This is a genomic window from Dactylosporangium salmoneum, assembly GCF_039532525.1.
GTDB classification, from domain to species: domain Bacteria; phylum Actinomycetota; class Actinomycetes; order Mycobacteriales; family Micromonosporaceae; genus Dactylosporangium; species Dactylosporangium salmoneum.
This window is the reverse complement of the sequence record NZ_BAAARV010000046.1, coordinates 184,028-199,928: the sequence shown is the minus strand read 5'-3', so window position 1 is coordinate 199,928 and position 15,901 is coordinate 184,028. Positions and strand designations below refer to the sequence as shown.

General features: G+C 71.1%; 13 protein-coding genes. 6 read left to right on the top strand and 7 right to left on the bottom strand.

The annotated features are described in order from the left end of the window. Positions 1–3: 3 nt before the first annotated feature. A complete protein-coding gene (locus tag ABD352_RS26940) occupies positions 4–1,671 on the top strand; it encodes an alpha/beta hydrolase (RefSeq protein WP_344615273.1) in 1,668 nt (555 codons plus the stop codon). Further along, a complete protein-coding gene (locus ABD352_RS26935; protein ID WP_344615272.1) occupies positions 1,668–2,180 on the top strand; it encodes a hypothetical protein in 513 nt (170 codons plus the stop codon). The genes ABD352_RS26940 and ABD352_RS26935 overlap by 4 nt, the downstream gene beginning before the upstream one ends. A gap of 14 nt (positions 2,181–2,194) precedes the next feature. Here the strand turns inward: ABD352_RS26935 and ABD352_RS26930 are convergent, their stop codons facing one another. Both ABD352_RS26930 and ABD352_RS26925 read right to left on the bottom strand, forming a co-directional pair. After that, entirely contained in the window at positions 2,195–2,833 is a 639-nt protein-coding gene (locus tag ABD352_RS26930; protein ID WP_344615271.1) for an HD domain-containing protein, read from the bottom strand. Between the two features lie 90 nt (positions 2,834–2,923). Beyond that, positions 2,924–3,901, bottom strand: a complete 978-nt coding sequence (locus tag ABD352_RS26925) for a GlxA family transcriptional regulator (protein WP_344615270.1) — start codon at positions 3,899–3,901, stop codon at positions 2,924–2,926. Between the two features lie 167 nt (positions 3,902–4,068). On the opposite strand from ABD352_RS26925, the gene ABD352_RS26920 reads away from it, so the two are divergent. After that, positions 4,069–5,508 (top strand): catalase, encoded by a 1,440-nt coding sequence (locus ABD352_RS26920; RefSeq protein WP_344615269.1) that lies wholly within the window; start codon positions 4,069–4,071, stop codon positions 5,506–5,508. Between the two features lie 58 nt (positions 5,509–5,566). Here the strand turns inward: ABD352_RS26920 and ABD352_RS26915 are convergent, their stop codons facing one another. Genes ABD352_RS26915 through ABD352_RS26900 form a run of 4 tightly spaced genes read right to left on the bottom strand, consistent with a single transcriptional unit; the run spans position 5,567 to position 8,838 of the window. Then, positions 5,567–5,941 carry a VOC family protein gene (locus tag ABD352_RS26915; protein ID WP_344615268.1) on the bottom strand — a complete coding sequence of 125 codons (375 nt, stop codon included), beginning with the start codon at positions 5,939–5,941 and terminating at the stop codon, positions 5,567–5,569. A 55-nt stretch (positions 5,942–5,996) separates the two neighbouring features. Next, a complete protein-coding gene (locus ABD352_RS26910) occupies positions 5,997–7,082 on the bottom strand; it encodes a hypothetical protein (protein ID WP_344615267.1) in 1,086 nt (361 codons plus the stop codon). Continuing rightward, positions 7,079–7,819, bottom strand: coding sequence for a TIGR03943 family putative permease subunit (locus ABD352_RS26905; protein WP_344615266.1), 741 nt, complete (start codon positions 7,817–7,819; stop codon positions 7,079–7,081). The genes ABD352_RS26910 and ABD352_RS26905 overlap by 4 nt, the downstream gene beginning before the upstream one ends. Then, a complete protein-coding gene (locus tag ABD352_RS26900) occupies positions 7,816–8,838 on the bottom strand; it encodes a permease (protein WP_344615265.1) in 1,023 nt (340 codons plus the stop codon). The genes ABD352_RS26905 and ABD352_RS26900 overlap by 4 nt, the downstream gene beginning before the upstream one ends. 336 nt (positions 8,839–9,174) lie before the next feature. Here ABD352_RS26900 and ABD352_RS26895 point away from each other — a divergent pair, with 336 nt between their 5' ends. From ABD352_RS26895 to ABD352_RS26885, 3 genes are all read left to right on the top strand, one after another. Continuing rightward, positions 9,175–10,758, top strand: a complete 1,584-nt coding sequence (locus ABD352_RS26895; RefSeq protein ID WP_344615264.1) for a carboxypeptidase-like regulatory domain-containing protein — start codon at positions 9,175–9,177, stop codon at positions 10,756–10,758. Positions 10,759–10,767: 9 nt separating this feature from the next. Beyond that, on the top strand, positions 10,768–13,683 hold the full coding sequence (locus ABD352_RS26890) for a hypothetical protein (RefSeq protein WP_344615263.1): 2,916 nt from the start codon (positions 10,768–10,770) through the stop codon (positions 13,681–13,683). Between the two features lie 347 nt (positions 13,684–14,030). Then, a complete protein-coding gene (locus ABD352_RS26885; protein ID WP_344615262.1) occupies positions 14,031–14,426 on the top strand; it encodes a hypothetical protein in 396 nt (131 codons plus the stop codon). Between the two features lie 62 nt (positions 14,427–14,488). On the opposite strand, the gene ABD352_RS26880 is transcribed toward ABD352_RS26885, so the two are convergent. Further along, entirely contained in the window at positions 14,489–15,895 is a 1,407-nt protein-coding gene (locus ABD352_RS26880) for a protein kinase domain-containing protein (RefSeq protein ID WP_344615261.1), read from the bottom strand. Positions 15,896–15,901 lie beyond the last annotated feature (6 nt).

Sequence of the window (15,901 nt, the reverse complement as noted above, 5' to 3'; positions counted from 1 at the left end):
CGGATGGTGACCTTCGCCGACCTGCACGACCTCAAGCCCGGCCCGATCCGCGCGGCCGGCGACAGCTGGCTGGACCTGTCCAACACCAGCGCCCAGCTCACCGAGGAGACGACCCACGACCTGCTCGGCCCGAGCCACCGCAGCGGCTGGAAGGGCGACGCCGCGAATGCCGCGTTCGGCCAGCTGGACAAGATCGACGACGAGTTCGAGCTCTTCGGCAAGCAGGCCCGGCTGGTCTCGGTGACCCTGCACGGGGCCGCGGACCGTCTCGGCGCACTCCAGCGGCAGCTGCACGACACGGTCGTGCGGGCCACCGCCGCCGGCATGCGGGTCCGCGACGACGGCACGGTCGAGGCGCGGCTGCGGACCAGCGCCGAGCTCGCCGCCATGCCCGAGCACGAGCAGGAACGGCGGCTGCAGCACGACGTCATGGAGGCCGACACCGTCCAGCGGGAGCTCCATGACGTCGTCAAGCAGGCGGCGGACTTCGACAGCGCGCTGACCGCGGTGCTCAACCGGCTGGTGCCGCTGGACCCGGGCGCGATGAGCGAGCGGGAGTGGCTCGACGAGCAGCAGGACGCCGCCCAGGTCGCCTCCCTGCTCGGCCTCGACCCGGGCGCGGTGCCGCCCGCCGGCAGCAAGCCGGCCGATGCCAAGGCGTGGTGGGACAACCTGAGCCCGGACGACCGGGCGCTCTACCTGGCGGCGTACCCGGACCGGGTCGGCACCCTCGACGGACTGCCGTCCAACGTACGCGACGACGCCAACCGGCAGAAGCTGCGCGACGACATCGTCATGATGCGCGCCGGGCAGTGGCCGTCGGGCACACCGCACGGCGGCGCAGACACGCTGGAGACCGCCAATCGGCTGCTGGATCGGTTGGAGCAGTCGGAGTACGACGACAACCCCGACCACCGGCTGTACCTGCTCAAGGTCGATAACACCGGTGACGGCCGGGCCATCATCGCCCTTGGCAACCCCGACACTGCCGCCCACACCGGCGTGCTGGTGCCGGGCGTCAACACCGAGCTCGGCGACTTCAACGGCCAGCTCGGCCGGCTCCAGGCGATCCAGCAGTCGGCCAACGGCTACTACAACGGCAACACCGCGATGATCTGGTGGCTCGACTACGACGCGCCGGAGGCCGACCTCGACTCGCCCAGCTCGTGGATGACCGCCGTGAACAGCGACCGCGCCGTCGAGGGGGCCGGCCGGCTGCAGAACTTCGACCTCGGCCTGTCCACCTCCCACAACGGCGGCTCGACCGACCTGACGGTGATCGGCCACAGCTACGGCTCGACCGTCGTCGGCAACGCCTCCAGCACCGGCGACGGCCTGCACGCCAACAACGTCATCGTGCTCGGCAGCCCCGGCATGGACGTCGGCTCGGTCGACGACCTGCAGATGGACAAGACCCACTTCTACGCCGGCGCGGCCACCGACGACCCGATCTCCTACATCGGCGACGTCTCCACGGTCGCCAACTGGCTCGGCATCGACGGGGGCCACGGCGCCGACCCGGCCTCGGCCCCGTTCGGCGGCAACGTCCTGGACATCGACACGGCCGGGCACAGCGGATACTGGACGGCAAACTCGAAGAGCCTGAACAGCCAGGGCGCGATCATCGCCGGCGTGCCCAACCAGGCCAACCTGTACTCGGAGGCGTCATGAACCGCCGCCGCGCGCGGCCCGCTGCGGCCATGCTGGTGCTGACCCTCGCCGCGTCCGGACTCGCGGCGTGCGGACTCTTCGGAAAGGACAAACCGTTGCAGGTCAAGGCCCCGGACGACGTGAAGACCGAGCTCGTCGCGATCGCCCAGCAGATCTTCGACGACGCCGGCACCGGCGCCACCCGCAAGGAGATGGGCGTGACCGTGGCGCCGTGCAGCGAGAGCGCCGACACCAAGGACGGCCGGTTCACCGTCGTCGGCACCTGGGTCCTGTTCCCGGCCACCGGCACCCAGCCGGCCGCCCTGATCGACACCATGCCCGACAAGTGGAAGTCCCGCGGCTGGACGATCACCGAGAACGACATGATCAACGGCGCCGCCCGCCGGCTCGAGGCCGACCACCCCGACCACTACGCGATCACCCTCGGCGACAACACCAACGGCACGGCCCGCCTGCAGATCGGCAGCGACTGCTACGTCCCGCCCCGCCGGGACATGGTCGACTTCTGAGGCCGGCCCGCCGGTCACTCGGGCCAGGCGTTGTTCTGGATGAGGTCGACGAAGTTCCCGCGCCTGAAGCCGGGGTCGAAGTACGCGAGCACGTCGTCGTTCATGGTGCCGAAGGTCGTGCCGGGGCGGTACGCCATGCCGTTGTAGAAGTGCTCGAGGATCCGGTTTTTGAAGTCGGGGCGCGGGTGCGCGGCGGTCACCGCGACGCGGTCGGCGTCGCTGATCTGGTCCAGGTCGAAGCCGAGGACGTCGGTCTCGACGCCGAGGGTGACGACGGCGACTTCCGGGGCGAGGTGGAGGGGCACCTCGGGGGTGGTGTGCAGCGCGATGGCGAGCCAGACGTCGGTGGCTTCCTGTTCGCTGCGCCCGTGGTCGCGCAGGAAGGATTTGGCGGCGTTGGCGCCGTCGATCTCGAAGCGCTGGTCGGGGGTACGGTACTTCGTCGTGAGGCCGAGGTCGTGGAACATGCCGCCGACGTAGGCGAGTTCGGGGTCGACCTCCAGGCCGCGAGCCCGTGCCTTGAGTGATCCCCACAGGAAGACCCGGCGAGAGTGGTCGTACAGCGTGTCGTCGGCGGCCTCGCGTACGAGCGCGGTGGCTTCACGAATGAGCGCGGTGTCGGGAACTTCAACGGTCCCAATTGTCTCCGGCACAGGGTCCTCCTTGCTTGTTCCGGACGGTTGCCCGGGCCTTCCACAAGACTGACCGGGCAGCGCGGCCTTTGAACCCTCCGACCGGGACGGCTATCGCAAAGATCCGGACGAGTTCCGGGGGGAAGTCGTCGCGAAGCGGGTGCGGTACTGGCTCGGTGACACGCCGAGCCGGGCGACGAACAGCCGTCGCATCGTTTCGGCGCTCCCGAAACCTACGCGCCGCGCCGTCTCGGCCACGCTGTGCCCGGCGTCGAGCAGCGCCTTTGCATGGTCAAGCCGAGTACGTTCAACAAACCTTGCGGGCGACGTGTCCAGCTCTGCCGCAAACAGGCGGGCCAGATGACGTGGACTGACCCCCACGTGCGCGGCAAGCGACTGGGCACTGTGATCGAGTTCCGGATGCGCGGCAACCAGGTCGAGGGCGTCCCGGAGCATAGGCGTGCGGGGCGCCTGAACCGTGAGGGGCGCAGAGAACTGCGACTGGCCGCCGGGCCGCTGCATGAACATCACGAGACTGCGAGCCACGTCCCGGGCAAGGTCCGGGCCGTGGTCACCCTCCACCAGTGCGAGCGCCAGGTCGATGCCCGCCGAGACGCCGGCGGAGGTGAACACGCCCCGGTCCTCGACAAACAGTGCATCCGGCTCGACTCTGATGTCCGGATTGGCCCGCGCGAGCAGCGATGCATGCCGCCAGTGGGTGGTCGCGCGGCGCGCGGCGAGGACCCCGGCCGCGGCCAGTGCGAACGATCCCGTGCAGATGGAAACCAGCCGGCGCACCCGCGGGTGGAGGTACTGGATCGCCTCGACCAGCGACCGGGGAATCGGCTCCGTGACCAGCACGTCGCCACCCGAGACGACTGCGGTGTCAACGGCGCCAAGGTCCTGGACGGCACCGCCGACTTCCAGACGCGTCCCTACCGACGTGGTCGCCGGCGTGCCGGACGGTGACACATAGGTGAGCGAGTAGCCGGCACCAAAGCGGTTCGCCTCCGCGAACACCTCCGCGGGCCCGGCCACGTCGAGCATCTTCATGCCATCGAAGACGACGAACGCAATCCTCCTGGTCACCGCACAACCCCACCTTTCGTCTCGCCAGTCGGCCGTGGCAGCCAAGAGTATGTCCGCATCTGTGGGATCCATGGCGTACCAGCCGGGTCCGTCCTTGCCTCGCTCCCAGAACACTGGACGTCGTCAGGTCAGGCAGGAGCGATGTACCGAAGTGATGGAGGAGACTCATGACCGATAACGTCACGACCACGCAGACCGGCACGCCGGTCGCCAGTGACGCGCATTCCCTCACCGCCGGCGCGGACGGCGCCACGGTGCTCCATGACCGTTATCTGGTCGAGAAGCTGGCGCAGTTCAGCCGTGAGCGGATACCCGAGCGAATCGTCCACGCCAAGGGCGGTGGTGCGTTCGGCGAGCTCGTCGTTACCGAGGACGTCAGCCAGTACACGCGTGCCGCGCTCTTCCAGCCCGGCACCCGGACCCGGCTCCTCCAGCGCTTCTCCTCGGTGGCCGGTGAGCAGGGCTCGCCCGACACCTGGCGCGATGTCCGCGGCTGGAGCCTCAAGTTCTACACGAGCGAGGGCAACTACGACATCGTCGGCAACAACACCCCGGTGTTCTTCATCCGCGACGGCATCAAGTTCCCCGACTTCATCCACTCCCAGAAGCGGCTGCCGGGCTCCGGTCTGCGTGATGCCGACATGCAATGGGACTTCTGGACGCTCTCGCCGGAGTCGGCCCACCAGGTCACATACCTGATGGGCGACCGCGGGATCCCGCGCTCGTGGCGCACCATGTCCGGGTACGGGTCGCACACCTTCCAGTGGATCAACGCCGAGGGCGACCGGTTCTGGATCAAGTACCACTTCAAGCCGCGGCAGGGCACGGCCGAGATGGACGAGAGCGAGGCAGAGCGCCTCGCCGGCGCCGACGCGGACTACTTCCGCCGTGACCTCTACGAGGCGATCGGACGCGGCGACTTCCCTTCGTGGGACGTCAATGTCCAGGTGATGCCGTACGAGGACGCGAAGACCTACCGGTTCAACCCGTTCGACGTCACCAAGATCTGGCCGCACGCCGACTATCCACTGATCAGGGTCGGCACCTACACGCTCGACAAGAACCCCGAGAACTTCTTCGCCCAGATCGAGCAGGCAGCGTTCTCCCCGGCGAACACCGTGCCCGGCATCGACATCAGCCCCGACAAGATGCTCATGGCCCGAGTCTTCTCCTACCCCGACGCTCAGCGCTACCGGGTCGGCACCAACTACGCCGAGATCCCGGTCAACGCCCCCATCGCCGGGGTGCGCTCCTACAGCCAGGACGGTCTGGGCCGGCACGGCTTCAAGCCGGCCTCCGCACCGGTCTACGCCCCGAACTCCTTCGGTGGCCCCGTGGGCGATCCAGCCGCCGCCGGCAACGGCGGCTGGGAGTCCGACGGCGAGTTGCTCCGCTCCGCCGCCACCCTGCGCGCCGCCGACGACGACTTCGGTCAGGCCGGCGCCCTCTACCGCAAGGTCTTCAGCTCCGAGGCTCGCGGACGCATGATCGACACCCTCATCCGCCAGGGCCGCCAAATCCGGGTCGACGGCATCCGTGAGCGGTTCGTCCAGTACTGGACCAACGTCGACGCGGACCTCGGCGCCAGCGTCGCGGCCAAGCTGTAGCCCCGGGTGCTTTGAGCAGACCTGGCGGGCCGTGCGTAACGCGATCGGCGCCGAGACGCTACTCCGCGGACATGACCTCGTAGAGGTTGCCGGTCGCGTCGCGGAAGAAGAGGCCGCGGGGACACAGGGGGTGGTCGATCCGGCCATTGTCCGGGGTCGTCGGGCCGTTGCCGAAGGCGACGCCGCGGTCCGTGATTCGCGCGTGGATCTCGTCGAACGTCTCGCCGTCCACGGCGAAGGCCAGGTGGTGACCCTCCGGGTCCGGGACGGTCATAAAGTCCAGCGTCAGCGTCTCGTTGACGCGCACGGGACGGAAGTGGCCGGTACGGCCGGAAGCGGGCAGCAGTTCGAAGCCCATGATGCCGGCCAGGAACCCCGCGGCCTCGGTGTTGTCGAGGGCCGGAACGATCGTGTGGTTCAGGGTGACAGTCATGCGCCCAACGCTACGGAGTGAGTACTCACTCCGTCAAGGCGCGGGCGGCGCGCGGTCAGTGCAGGGTGGTCAGGTCCAGCAGGTGCCAGGTCATGGTTTCGTTGTCGCCGGTGGCCCACCACAGCCAGCTGCCGTTCAACCCCTCGGCGGTCGAGACGGCGATCCCGACGCGCCGGCTGGTGGTCAGGTCGTAGAGGCTGAGTCGTTCGCTGGTGGTGGCGGCCTGGGTGGAGATCGGCGAGGTGAAGAACTCGAAGCGGTCCAGCGCGGCCATGTCGACGAACACCGGCACCTCGCCGTCGGTGTTGACCCGGCCGGTCTGCCCGGTGCCGTCCGCGCGGCGCAGCGTGACGACCGTCGACTGCTGGGTGGTGACGACGATGCGGCACCAGACCGCGCCGCAGTACACGTCCTGGCCGGGCGGTTCGGTGAAGGTGCGTTGCCGGCCGGTGGTGAGGTCGAGCTGGACGACGGGCTGGCCGCCGATGCCGTCGTCGCCGGCCCAGGGCCAGCCGGTGAGGTGGTAGGTGCCCTCGAGGGGGCGGACGGTGACGGGGCCGCCGTCGAGCGGCACCGAGCGCAGGTCGGTTGTCGGCACGGTGGTACCGCGGGTGGCGGTCCACCAGATTCGCCCGTCGGCGACCTGCAGGTCGTGCATACTGCCGGCGAAGGTCGCGTGGCCGGTGTCGGTGGTGAGCACGACGGTGTGGCCGGCGGTGTCGGCGCGGTGCAGCGTACTGCGGCTGCCGCCCTGGTCGTCGGCGACGCTGGACATCCAGTAGACGCGGCCCGCGTCAACCGTGACGGCGTCGAACGAGCCGCCGCCGGCGATCGGGATCGTCTCCAGGCGGCGCGGGTGGGCCAGGTCGGCCGGGTCGAGCAGGGCGAGGGACGCGGTGCCCGGGTCGGCGTCGGCGATCTGGGCCACGACGGTGTGCCGGTCCACGACGGCGGCCGGGGTGTACGTGGTCCCGTCGGGCAGGGTGGCGGGCAGGTCGACGGTTCGGGCGTCCGGCCAGATCCCGGACAGGGTGGCCGGTGCCTCACTCCCGGCCGGTGGCGTCCCGGGGGTTGGCAGGGCCAGCAGCAGTACTGTCGCCGTGACGGCGGCCGCGGCGGCCACCCGGATGCGCGCGCTCACGATTCGTAGGGTCGCTGGGGCGTCGGGATCGGGTGGGCGGTAGTGACCGTCAGGTAGGGGATCGGCTCGCCGTCGACCGGGTCGGCGTCGGTCTGCGCGGTGTAGGTGCCGGTGACCTCCAGCCACGTGTCCGCGGCCGTCCCGGGTGGTACCGCGCCGGTGAGCCCGATCTTGACCGGCCGGGCGTCGGCGGCGCAGCAGGTGATGATCATCCTGGTCAGGTAGCGCCTGTCGCCGTCGACGACGATGAACCCCGACATGACCACGGTCCGCTGCTGCAGGGTCCGGCCCTTGTCGAACACGGCCCGGGAGGCGTACTCGAGCAGCGAGACGCGGACCGGGTCGCCGTCGGGCAGTGGCGGGAAGTCCGAAGTCGCCGCGGAGCCGAGGGCGGTGCCGCCGTGCGAGGCGGCGTAGGAGCCCAGCGCGGGCGGGGCGACCAGCAGCAGCGCCAGGGCGGGGGCGACGATCAGCCACGACGGCTCGAACCGGCCGGTGCCGTGCCCGTGCCCGTCGTCATCGGCGTGGCCGTGCTCATGGTCGCCGCGGGCCGCGGGGGCGAACAGGCGGGCCAGGTTGACCGCCGCGACGGCGACGAGGACCGCGCCGGCGGCGATGAGGTACCACTGCAGGCCCGGCTTGACGTAGCGCACGTAGGTGCCGGTCCACGCGGTGCGGATCAGGGCGCCGCCGATGAGCAGCAGCACCACCGACTGGACCCCGGCCCGGCCGTTCACAGCAGTACGCCCGCGGTGACGACGGCGACGCTGACGCCCACGGCGAAGGTGGCCGGGGCGAAGCGCAGCGCGAAGCGGCGGCCGAACGTGCCGGCCTGCATCGCGAACAGCTTCAGGTCGACCATCGGGCCGACGACGAGGAACGCCAGCCGGGCGGTGAGCGAGAACTGCGACAGCGAGGCGGCGACGAACGCGTCGGCCTCCGAGCAGATCGACAGCAGCACCGCGAGCCCGGCCAGCGCCGCCACGGCGAGTACCGGATGCCCGGCGACCGTGTGCAGCCAGCGCTGGGGGACCAGCACGTTGAGGCACGCGGCGGCAGCGGCGCCGATGGCGAGGAACCCGGCGGCCTCGGCGGCGTCCTGGCGTACCGCCGCGAGATAGGCCATCGTCCGGCTTCCCGTGACCGCGGCGCGGCGCGGGGTGCGCAGCCACTCGTCGCGGCCCAGGCGCAGCCACAACCAGCCCATCACCACGCTCGTGGCCAGGCTCGCGACGAGTCTGGCCACGACCATCATCGGCCGGCCGGGGAACGCGACCGCGGTCGCGGCGAGGACCACCGGGTTGATCGCCGGGGCGGCGAGCAGGAACGCCAGGGCCGCGGCCGGTGTGACGCCGCGGCGCATCAGCGCGCCGGCGACCGGCACCGAGGCGCACTCGCAGCCCGGCAGCGCGAGCCCCGCCACCCCGGCCACCGGCACCGCCAGAACCGGGCGGGACGGGAGCGCCCGGGCGAAGAACCGCTCCGGCACCAGCACGGCGATCGCCGCGGACAGCAGCGTGCCGAGCACCACGAACGGCATCGCCTGCACCGCGATCGCCACGAACACGGTCACCCACTCCTGCGCCCGCGGCGAGGTGAACGCGCCGCCGATCCAGGCCCGCGCGGCGATCGCCCCGATGAGCGCCACGGCCAGCAACTCCAGGCCCCAGGAGCGGCGCGGCGGATGCGGGCCGGTGCCACCGGCCGGCGGCACCGCGGCCTCGGCTACGCCGGCGGGTGATTGGGTGTCCTGCATCGGGCACAGGCTACGCCTCCCGCCGATGCGTGGTGAGCGGGTGTCGCGCCCGCGACACCCGCGGGCGCACGCGTGAAAGCATTGCTATGTCTGCATTTCAGCCAACGGAGCGCAGGGCGCCGCCGGACGTCGCCTCCTGAGTGGCGACGATACGGCCGGCTCGCGCTGCGGTGGTGCCGGCGAAGCACCTCAACCACGCGCTACGCACAGCCGGAGATCCGAATCGGCTCACCGAGGCGCGGCCGGCAGCGTGGGGACGGCTGTTCGGTCAGGTCTGCTGTCTCACACCCGCCAGTTGCGTCGGCCCCGGTCGCCGCCAAGGTGACACTGGGCGACGTGGCGGTCACGTGCACGGTGCGGGTCCAGGACGTCAACGGGCGGCCGGTCGCCGGTGCCCAGGTCGTCGTGCTCGGCGGCCCGTCCGGCGCCGCCGACGCGGCCGGGCGCTGGAGCGCCGCGCTGACCCCGCCGCCGGCCATCCCGCAGGTCGTCGTCACGCACCCCGCGTACGTGCAGGAACGCGTCGCGTTCGCCGGGGACCTGCGCACCGAGCCGTGGGACAACGCGCTGGTCCAGCGCGCGGTGGCCGGCGACGACGTCACGCTCACGGTGACGCTGGGCCGGCTCGACACCTGCCCGGTCGTCGAGCTCAACGCCGAGCAGATCAAGGCTGTCATGCAGCAGCCCGGCCGCGACCCGCACGCGGCGCTGCTGTGGCGGCCGCCGAAGTACCCGAACGTGCGCGCCTACACCGGGCACTGGAACGACCAGCTCGACTGCTACGTCGCCGAGGCCGACCTGCTGCCGGAGAAGCCGGTGGCGGCCGAGGCGCGCGGCTGGGCCCAGTTCCACCACCACCTCGAGCCGGTCCGGGTCGACGCGCTCGGGCGGTTCTACTGGCTGCGATACCCGGCCCCGCAGGCCGACGGCATGCACACCGTGGCCGTCTTCTCGCCCAACCTCGGCAGCCCCGATCCCCTGTCACAGCTGGACTTCGTGCTGTTCTACAGCCCGAACACCAGCTCCTACAGCGCCGCCTACCCCTACGGCCTGGTCAACGACGCCAGCCCGTTCCAGCAGTACTTCGACCTGGGCAAGAAGTACCTTCTCGACGAGTTCTACTTCGTCGCCCAGCTGCTGGCCCGCAAGAAGCGCGTCGTCACCGTCATGCCGATCGTCCACGGCACCGACTGGGGCCCGCTCACCACCGGCGAGGGCGCGCTGCGGCTGCTGCGCGAGGTCGCCGCGTTCCTGCACCGGCAGTGCCGCACGAGCGCGGCCGGGGTGCGCCCGCCCGGCGACAACCCCGACGAGCTGTGCGGGCCGAACCTGCGCACCCTCGCCCGGGCCGTGTTCAGGCCCGGCTTCGGACCAGTGCCGCCGGTCGGCGGGGTCGCCGTGGCCGGGTTCAGCACCGGCATCGACCCGGTGAAACAGGTCATGCGCGCGTTCCCGGTGGCGCAGGGCACGGCGCTGTGGGGCGTGCCGTCGCTGGACGGCACGGACGCGCTGAGGGTGTGGAACACCGCGTTCCGGGAGCTGTGGGACCTCGACGGGTTCCACCCCGACACCGGCGGGTGGCCGGGGTACCTCAAGCTCCTGCGCCCCTGGTTCACCGCCGACGGCACCCGCATCCTGCGCAGCTACCACTCGTCCGGGCGGGTGCCGCCGGACCCGGACACCGACCCGGACCCGGTCTGGAAGGACCTGCGCGGGGCCGGACTGACGCTCGACCGGCGGCAGACGCCGCCGGGCCGCTGGGCCCGGATCAAGCAGAACGAGCGCTGGACCAGCGTGCGGATGTCCGACTCGTACGTCGACTACGGCCCCGGCAGCGACCGCCCGGTCTTCCTGGACGCACACCACACCACGCCCCGGATCGGCTTCTCGCACGCCGCCGGCCTCACCAAACTCGGCTAGGGGGGACCCATGTACATCGTCAGCCTGATCGGCACGGCGCCGTTCCCGGGGATCGCGGGCGGCGCGTTCGCGCTGTGGCGGTACCGCATCGACATCGACAAGCCCGTGCACGGCGGCCCGATCGGCCTCGGCTTCGGCGCCGCCCTCGACATCCGCGACCCCTCGGCGTTCCCGGACGTGGCCGAGCTGCGGGGCACGCGGCTGGTGAAGCCGACCGGCGAGACGGAGGCCCTGCAGTTCGTGGTCCACGACACCGACGACCTCTCCGACGGATCGGTGGAGATCGCGTTCGTGGCGCCGGCCCGCCAGGACCGGTTCACCGCCGTGGCGCTGATGACGCTGTCCGGCACCGACCCGCGCTTCGTGAACTTCCGTACCCAGGCCAACGGGCCCGACAACGTGGTGCAGGCGCTCACCGGGCCGGCCGTCGCCGCCGGGGCGCACCCGCCGGCGCCGGCCCCGCACAACGAGCCGGAGCAGGGCGTGCTGCCGTACGCCAGCGAGCTCTTCGGGGTGTACCAGCCGCTCGTGGGCTGGCGGTCGACGCTGCAGCACGAGCACCTGGCCGACGCGACGAACAGCCGCTTCCGGCAGGCCGCGAAGCTCGTCGACCCGGCGATGTTCGAGCCGGCGCCCGCGCCGAGCGAGCCGCATGGGCCGATCGTGCGCCTGGCCCCCGAGCCGGCCGAGCAGCCGGAGGACCGGACCGTCGCCATCAACCTCCGGCAGGGGCTCGTCCTCGACCCGGGCGTCCCGCCGACGGTGCGTCCCGCGACGGGGGACGGGGCGGCCGGGGCGCTGCTGCAGTACCTCCGCCGCGCCTCGCCCCAGACGGTCCAGCAGATGCTGACGCCCAAGGTGCCGGCCTGGCAGCGGGTGCTCGCCGCGGCCACGTGGTTCGCCGAGGACCACCCGGCCCGCTCGGCGTTCCTGTCGCCGATCGGCCTGCTGCACATGTTCCGCGAGTACTTCTTCGAGGTCGGCACGTTCCTCGGCCCGCCCGTCGGCCACGTCTGGATCAGCCCCGGCGGCCAGGTCGAGCTGGTCGAGGTCAACACCCGCCGGCAGCTCGTCGAGCGGACCATCGAGCAGTCCACGGAGACCAGCACGAAGGCCGAGGTCGCCCAGACGGACCGCGACGAGCTCTCCGACGCGGTGAAGGTGGAGAACGCCAACGACACCCGGCTGGGCGTCACCGCCTCGGCCAGCGGCGGCGTGGCCGGCATCTTCCAGGCCAGCGGCAGCGGCAGCTTCAACCTCGACAGCTCCCGCAAGCAGGCCCAGGAGCAGACCCACAAGCGGATGCGCGAGCAGAGCTCGAAGCTGTCCAGCGAGGTGCGGCAGAACTACAAGACGACGTTCCGCACGGTCACCGAGACGACCGACACGTCCAGCCGCCGGTACCTGCTGCAGAACACCACCGACAAGCTGGTCAGCTACCAGCTGAGCCGGAAGATGCGCAAGGTCGCCGTACAGGTACAGGATCTCGGCGAGCAGCTGTGCTGGCAGCTGTACATCGACAACCCGGGCGACCCGCTGGGGCTGGGCGAGTTCGTGCACGCCACCTCGGCCGCCCTGGACCCGGGGGTCAAGGCCCCCGACTACAGGCCCTACCCGGCCAACATCGAGAAGTCGCACTCGCTGGCGATCCCGTTCATCCTGTACCAGGGCGCGGACGACGACGCCGAGAACACCTACGAGCTCTCCGGCGACAACGCCGACCACGGCATCTTCAAGCCCGACGTCGGCAAGGACGACATCATCCAGTTCCGGTTCGAGTTCAAGTGCCCGCCCCCGCCGGCCGGGTTCGTGCTCGACTCCGTCAGCAGCCTCGACTTCCACGGGGCGCAGGTCAACTTCAACGTCGACCCGGTCAACGTCGCCGGCAACAGCTTCGTCGTGCACCTCACGCACGCGAGCTTCGGCGGCAGGCCGGCGATCCCGTTCGACGCCAACCTGGTGTACGCGCCCACGATGGAGGCCCGCTCCGCCATCGACCGCGCCAACGCCGACCTGAAGACCGCCTACGACGACGAGGTGGCGCTGAAGAAGGAGCAGCTGTTCTACGACACGCTGCGCACCCGGCTCAAGCTGGTCGGCCAGGTGCGCTCCCGCCCGCAGGAGGACCTGCGGGCCGAGGAGCGCAGCATCGTCTACCGTTCGCTCATCAAGCGGCTGTACGGCAACGAGAACGGCTGGACCAACGAGGACTACCACGTCGCCTCGGAGCTGATCCGGTACCTGTTCGACGTGGACTCGATGCTGTACTTCGTGGCCCCGGACTGGTGGCGCCCGCGCGAGCAGCGCCTCGCGGCGAAGGACGACCAGGGCGAGCTGCAGCCGACGATCATCGCCGAGCCGGCCCTCAGCGCCAGGGTCAGCGGCCTGGGCAAGGTCCGCCCGCGGGTCATCCCCGGGCACCGGCCGTACTACCTCATCACCGAGGAGACCGCGCCCGCCCCGCAGGGCGCGTCGCTGGGCTGGCTCATCCAGCTCGACGGCGACGTGCACCGCAACGCGTTCCTGAACTCGCCGTGGGTCAAGGCTGTGCTGCCGATCCGCCCGGGCCGCGAGCGCGAGGCGATGGCGTGGCTGCGCCGCCCGGAGGTCGCCGGCAGCGACGGCCTGGACGAGCCGTACCCGTTCGACGCCGCCCAGGACCCGCCGGAGTACCGCGGCCAGACCATCGGCCAGGTGCTGCTGCTCATCGCCGACAAGATCCGCGCCGAGCACGAGGCCTCGCTGACCCCGGTCCCGGCGCTGAACAACGAGCTGACCCTGCCCACCGAGACGGTGTTCAGCAAGGGCTTCGACCCGCTGGAGGGCGGCATCAAATTCGGCGCGGCGCCGTTCGCGGTATTCAGCCAGTGGATGGAGATCCTGCCGACGGACCAGGTGGTCGCCACCGAGTACCAGATCCCGTAGGCGGTCAGGCCGGCAGGCGTGACGTACCCGAGGCAGGCGCCCCGGCCGCACCTGCCGGCCCGGATCGAGCCCGTGCGGGGCCTGGCTGCGTCCACGCGCCAGATCCACCCGGCTGTCGTCTTGTCACGGCTGGCAACGGTGAGCGGTGGTGTTTGTCCATAGCGGTGATCCGTTTCCGGCTTTCTCTGGTGCAAGATCCATTGGTGATCATTGCCCGTCGCCTTCTCGTTGTCGTTCTTGCCACTGCGGTGTCCGGCTGCGGTGGTGGCAGTACCCCCACCAGTGCGCCCGCAGCCGCACCGTCCGTCGCAGTGACGACCGCTTCGAGCCCGTCACCATCCCCGACCGTGGCGAAGATGGACGCCAAAGCCGCCGTCGATGCGCTTGCCGCCGCTGGGCTGCCTGTCAGCAACGTCGCCGCGCAGGACGAAAACACCGACCCGAACAACCTCCTTGGAAGGCCCGGCGGCTATGTGTCCCGGGCGTCGTTCGACGTGCCCGGCGGCGACAAGGACGGTAAACTGTACGACATCGATCGCGGCGGGGTGGTCGAAGTCTTTGCCGACGCAAGTGCGGCACAGGCCCGGTCGAAGTACATCCAGGACGTCCTGAAGTCGATGCAGATGCTCGGTACCGAATACGACTACCTGAACGGTGGTGTCCTGGTCCGGATCACCGGCAAGGTGAAGCCATCGGTCGCCAAGCCGTTTGAGGCGGCTGTCGCCGGGTTGAAGGTGGCGTAGCGGTCGACACCTCCGCGTCGGGCGGCCAGCGAACCGGACCGGTCAGTGCACAAATTGTCGTCCTAGTCGCCCTTGTCGCCTTTGTTGTTCTTGACGGACGGGAGCGTGTCGGCGAGCTGGTCGACCCTGGCCCGAATGGCCTGATACCCGACCGTGCCGACCTTGCCGTCGTTGTGCAGTTCATCGAGCTTGTCGCGCAGGTCGGCGAGCTTCCCGGCCGCCTTCTCGGTGCGGTTCCGGACGAGCTCCTTCTCGACGTCGTCGAGCTTGCCGCCGAGATCCTTCGCGGCGTCGGTGTCGAGCTGACCGGCGCCGACCTGCTGGCTGATGGCCGCCCGCAGTGCGGCGATCGGGCTGATTGCGACACTGGGCGAGCTGCTGGGCGGTCCGGCCGGGGTCGTGGCGCTGCCGGCCGGCGTGCCGGTGGCCGGACCGGCGTCAGTGTTCGCCTGCCGCGACGAGAGGACCGCGGCGATGGTCAGCGCGGCGAGGATGACCGCGGTGACGGCGGCGATGAGCAACGCGCTGATCGGGCGCCGCCGCCGGGGCGCGTCCGGTGCGGACGGCTCGTCGAGGACCGGCATGGCTCGGGTCGGTGACACCACGCGGGCGGAGGCGTGCGCGCGTTGCTGGTGCTGAACGGGCCGGTCGGTCGCGGCGCCGCCGAGCCGGTCGCGGACCTCGTCGGCGGTGGCCGGCCGGTCCGCGGGGTGCTTGGCGAGCAGGTCGGTGACGAGCCGGTCCAGGCCGGCCGGCACGTCCCGGCGCAGGGTCCGCGGCGGTACCGGTGGTTCGTGCAGATGCTGGTGGAGCACCGCCATCGGGTTTTCCCCGTCGAACGGCGGCTGGCCCGTCAGCATGGCGTAGAGCACGCATCCGAGGGCGTACAGGTCGGTGCGGGCGTCGACCGGCCCGCCGGTGGCCTGTTCGGGGGCCATGAAGGCGCTGGTGCCGATCACGGTGTGCGTGGCGGTGAGGCCGGTCTGCTGCTGGTGGGTGAGCCGGGCGATGCCGAAGTCGCAGACCTTCACCTCGCCGCTGCGGGCGAGCAGGATGTTGGCGGGCTTGATGTCGCGGTGGATCACGCCCGCACGGTGCGCGGCGGCGAGCGCCTCGCAGACCTGGACGGCGATCGCCGCCGCCTGGCCGGTGGGCAACGGGCCGTGCGCGAGCTGGTCGGCCAGGCTGGCGCCATCGACCAGTTCCATCACCAGGTACGCCATGTCCTGCTCGCGCCCGACGTCGTGCACAGCGACGATGTTCGGGTGGCTGAGCCGGGCGGCGGCGTGGGCCTCCTGTTCGAAGCGCCGCACCGCGGCCGGATCGGCGGCGCCGGCAGGGCTGGACAGCACCTTGACCGCGATGGGCCGGCCGAGGCGGTCGTCGACCGCCCGCCAGACGGTGGCCATGCCACCCCGGCCGAGCACTGCCTGCAGCCGGTACCGTCCGGCGATCACCATGCCTGCCATCGGGTT

Excerpts from the sequence above, each read along its gene's own strand:
- ABD352_RS26940 (WP_344615273.1), top strand. The coding sequence starts at position 4 with ATGGTGACCTTCGCCGACCTGCACGACCTCAAGCCCGGCCCGATCCGC.
- ABD352_RS26935 (WP_344615272.1), top strand. The coding sequence starts at position 1,668 with ATGAACCGCCGCCGCGCGCGGCCCGCTGCGGCCATGCTGGTGCTGACC.
- ABD352_RS26920 (WP_344615269.1), top strand. The coding sequence starts at position 4,069 with ATGACCGATAACGTCACGACCACGCAGACCGGCACGCCGGTCGCCAGT.
- ABD352_RS26915 (WP_344615268.1), bottom strand. The coding sequence starts at position 5,941 with ATGACTGTCACCCTGAACCACACGATCGTTCCGGCCCTCGACAACACC.
- ABD352_RS26900 (WP_344615265.1), bottom strand. The coding sequence starts at position 8,838 with ATGCAGGACACCCAATCACCCGCCGGCGTAGCCGAGGCCGCGGTGCCG.
- ABD352_RS26890 (WP_344615263.1), top strand. The coding sequence starts at position 10,768 with ATGTACATCGTCAGCCTGATCGGCACGGCGCCGTTCCCGGGGATCGCG.
- ABD352_RS26880 (WP_344615261.1), bottom strand. The coding sequence starts at position 15,895 with ATGGCAGGCATGGTGATCGCCGGACGGTACCGGCTGCAGGCAGTGCTC.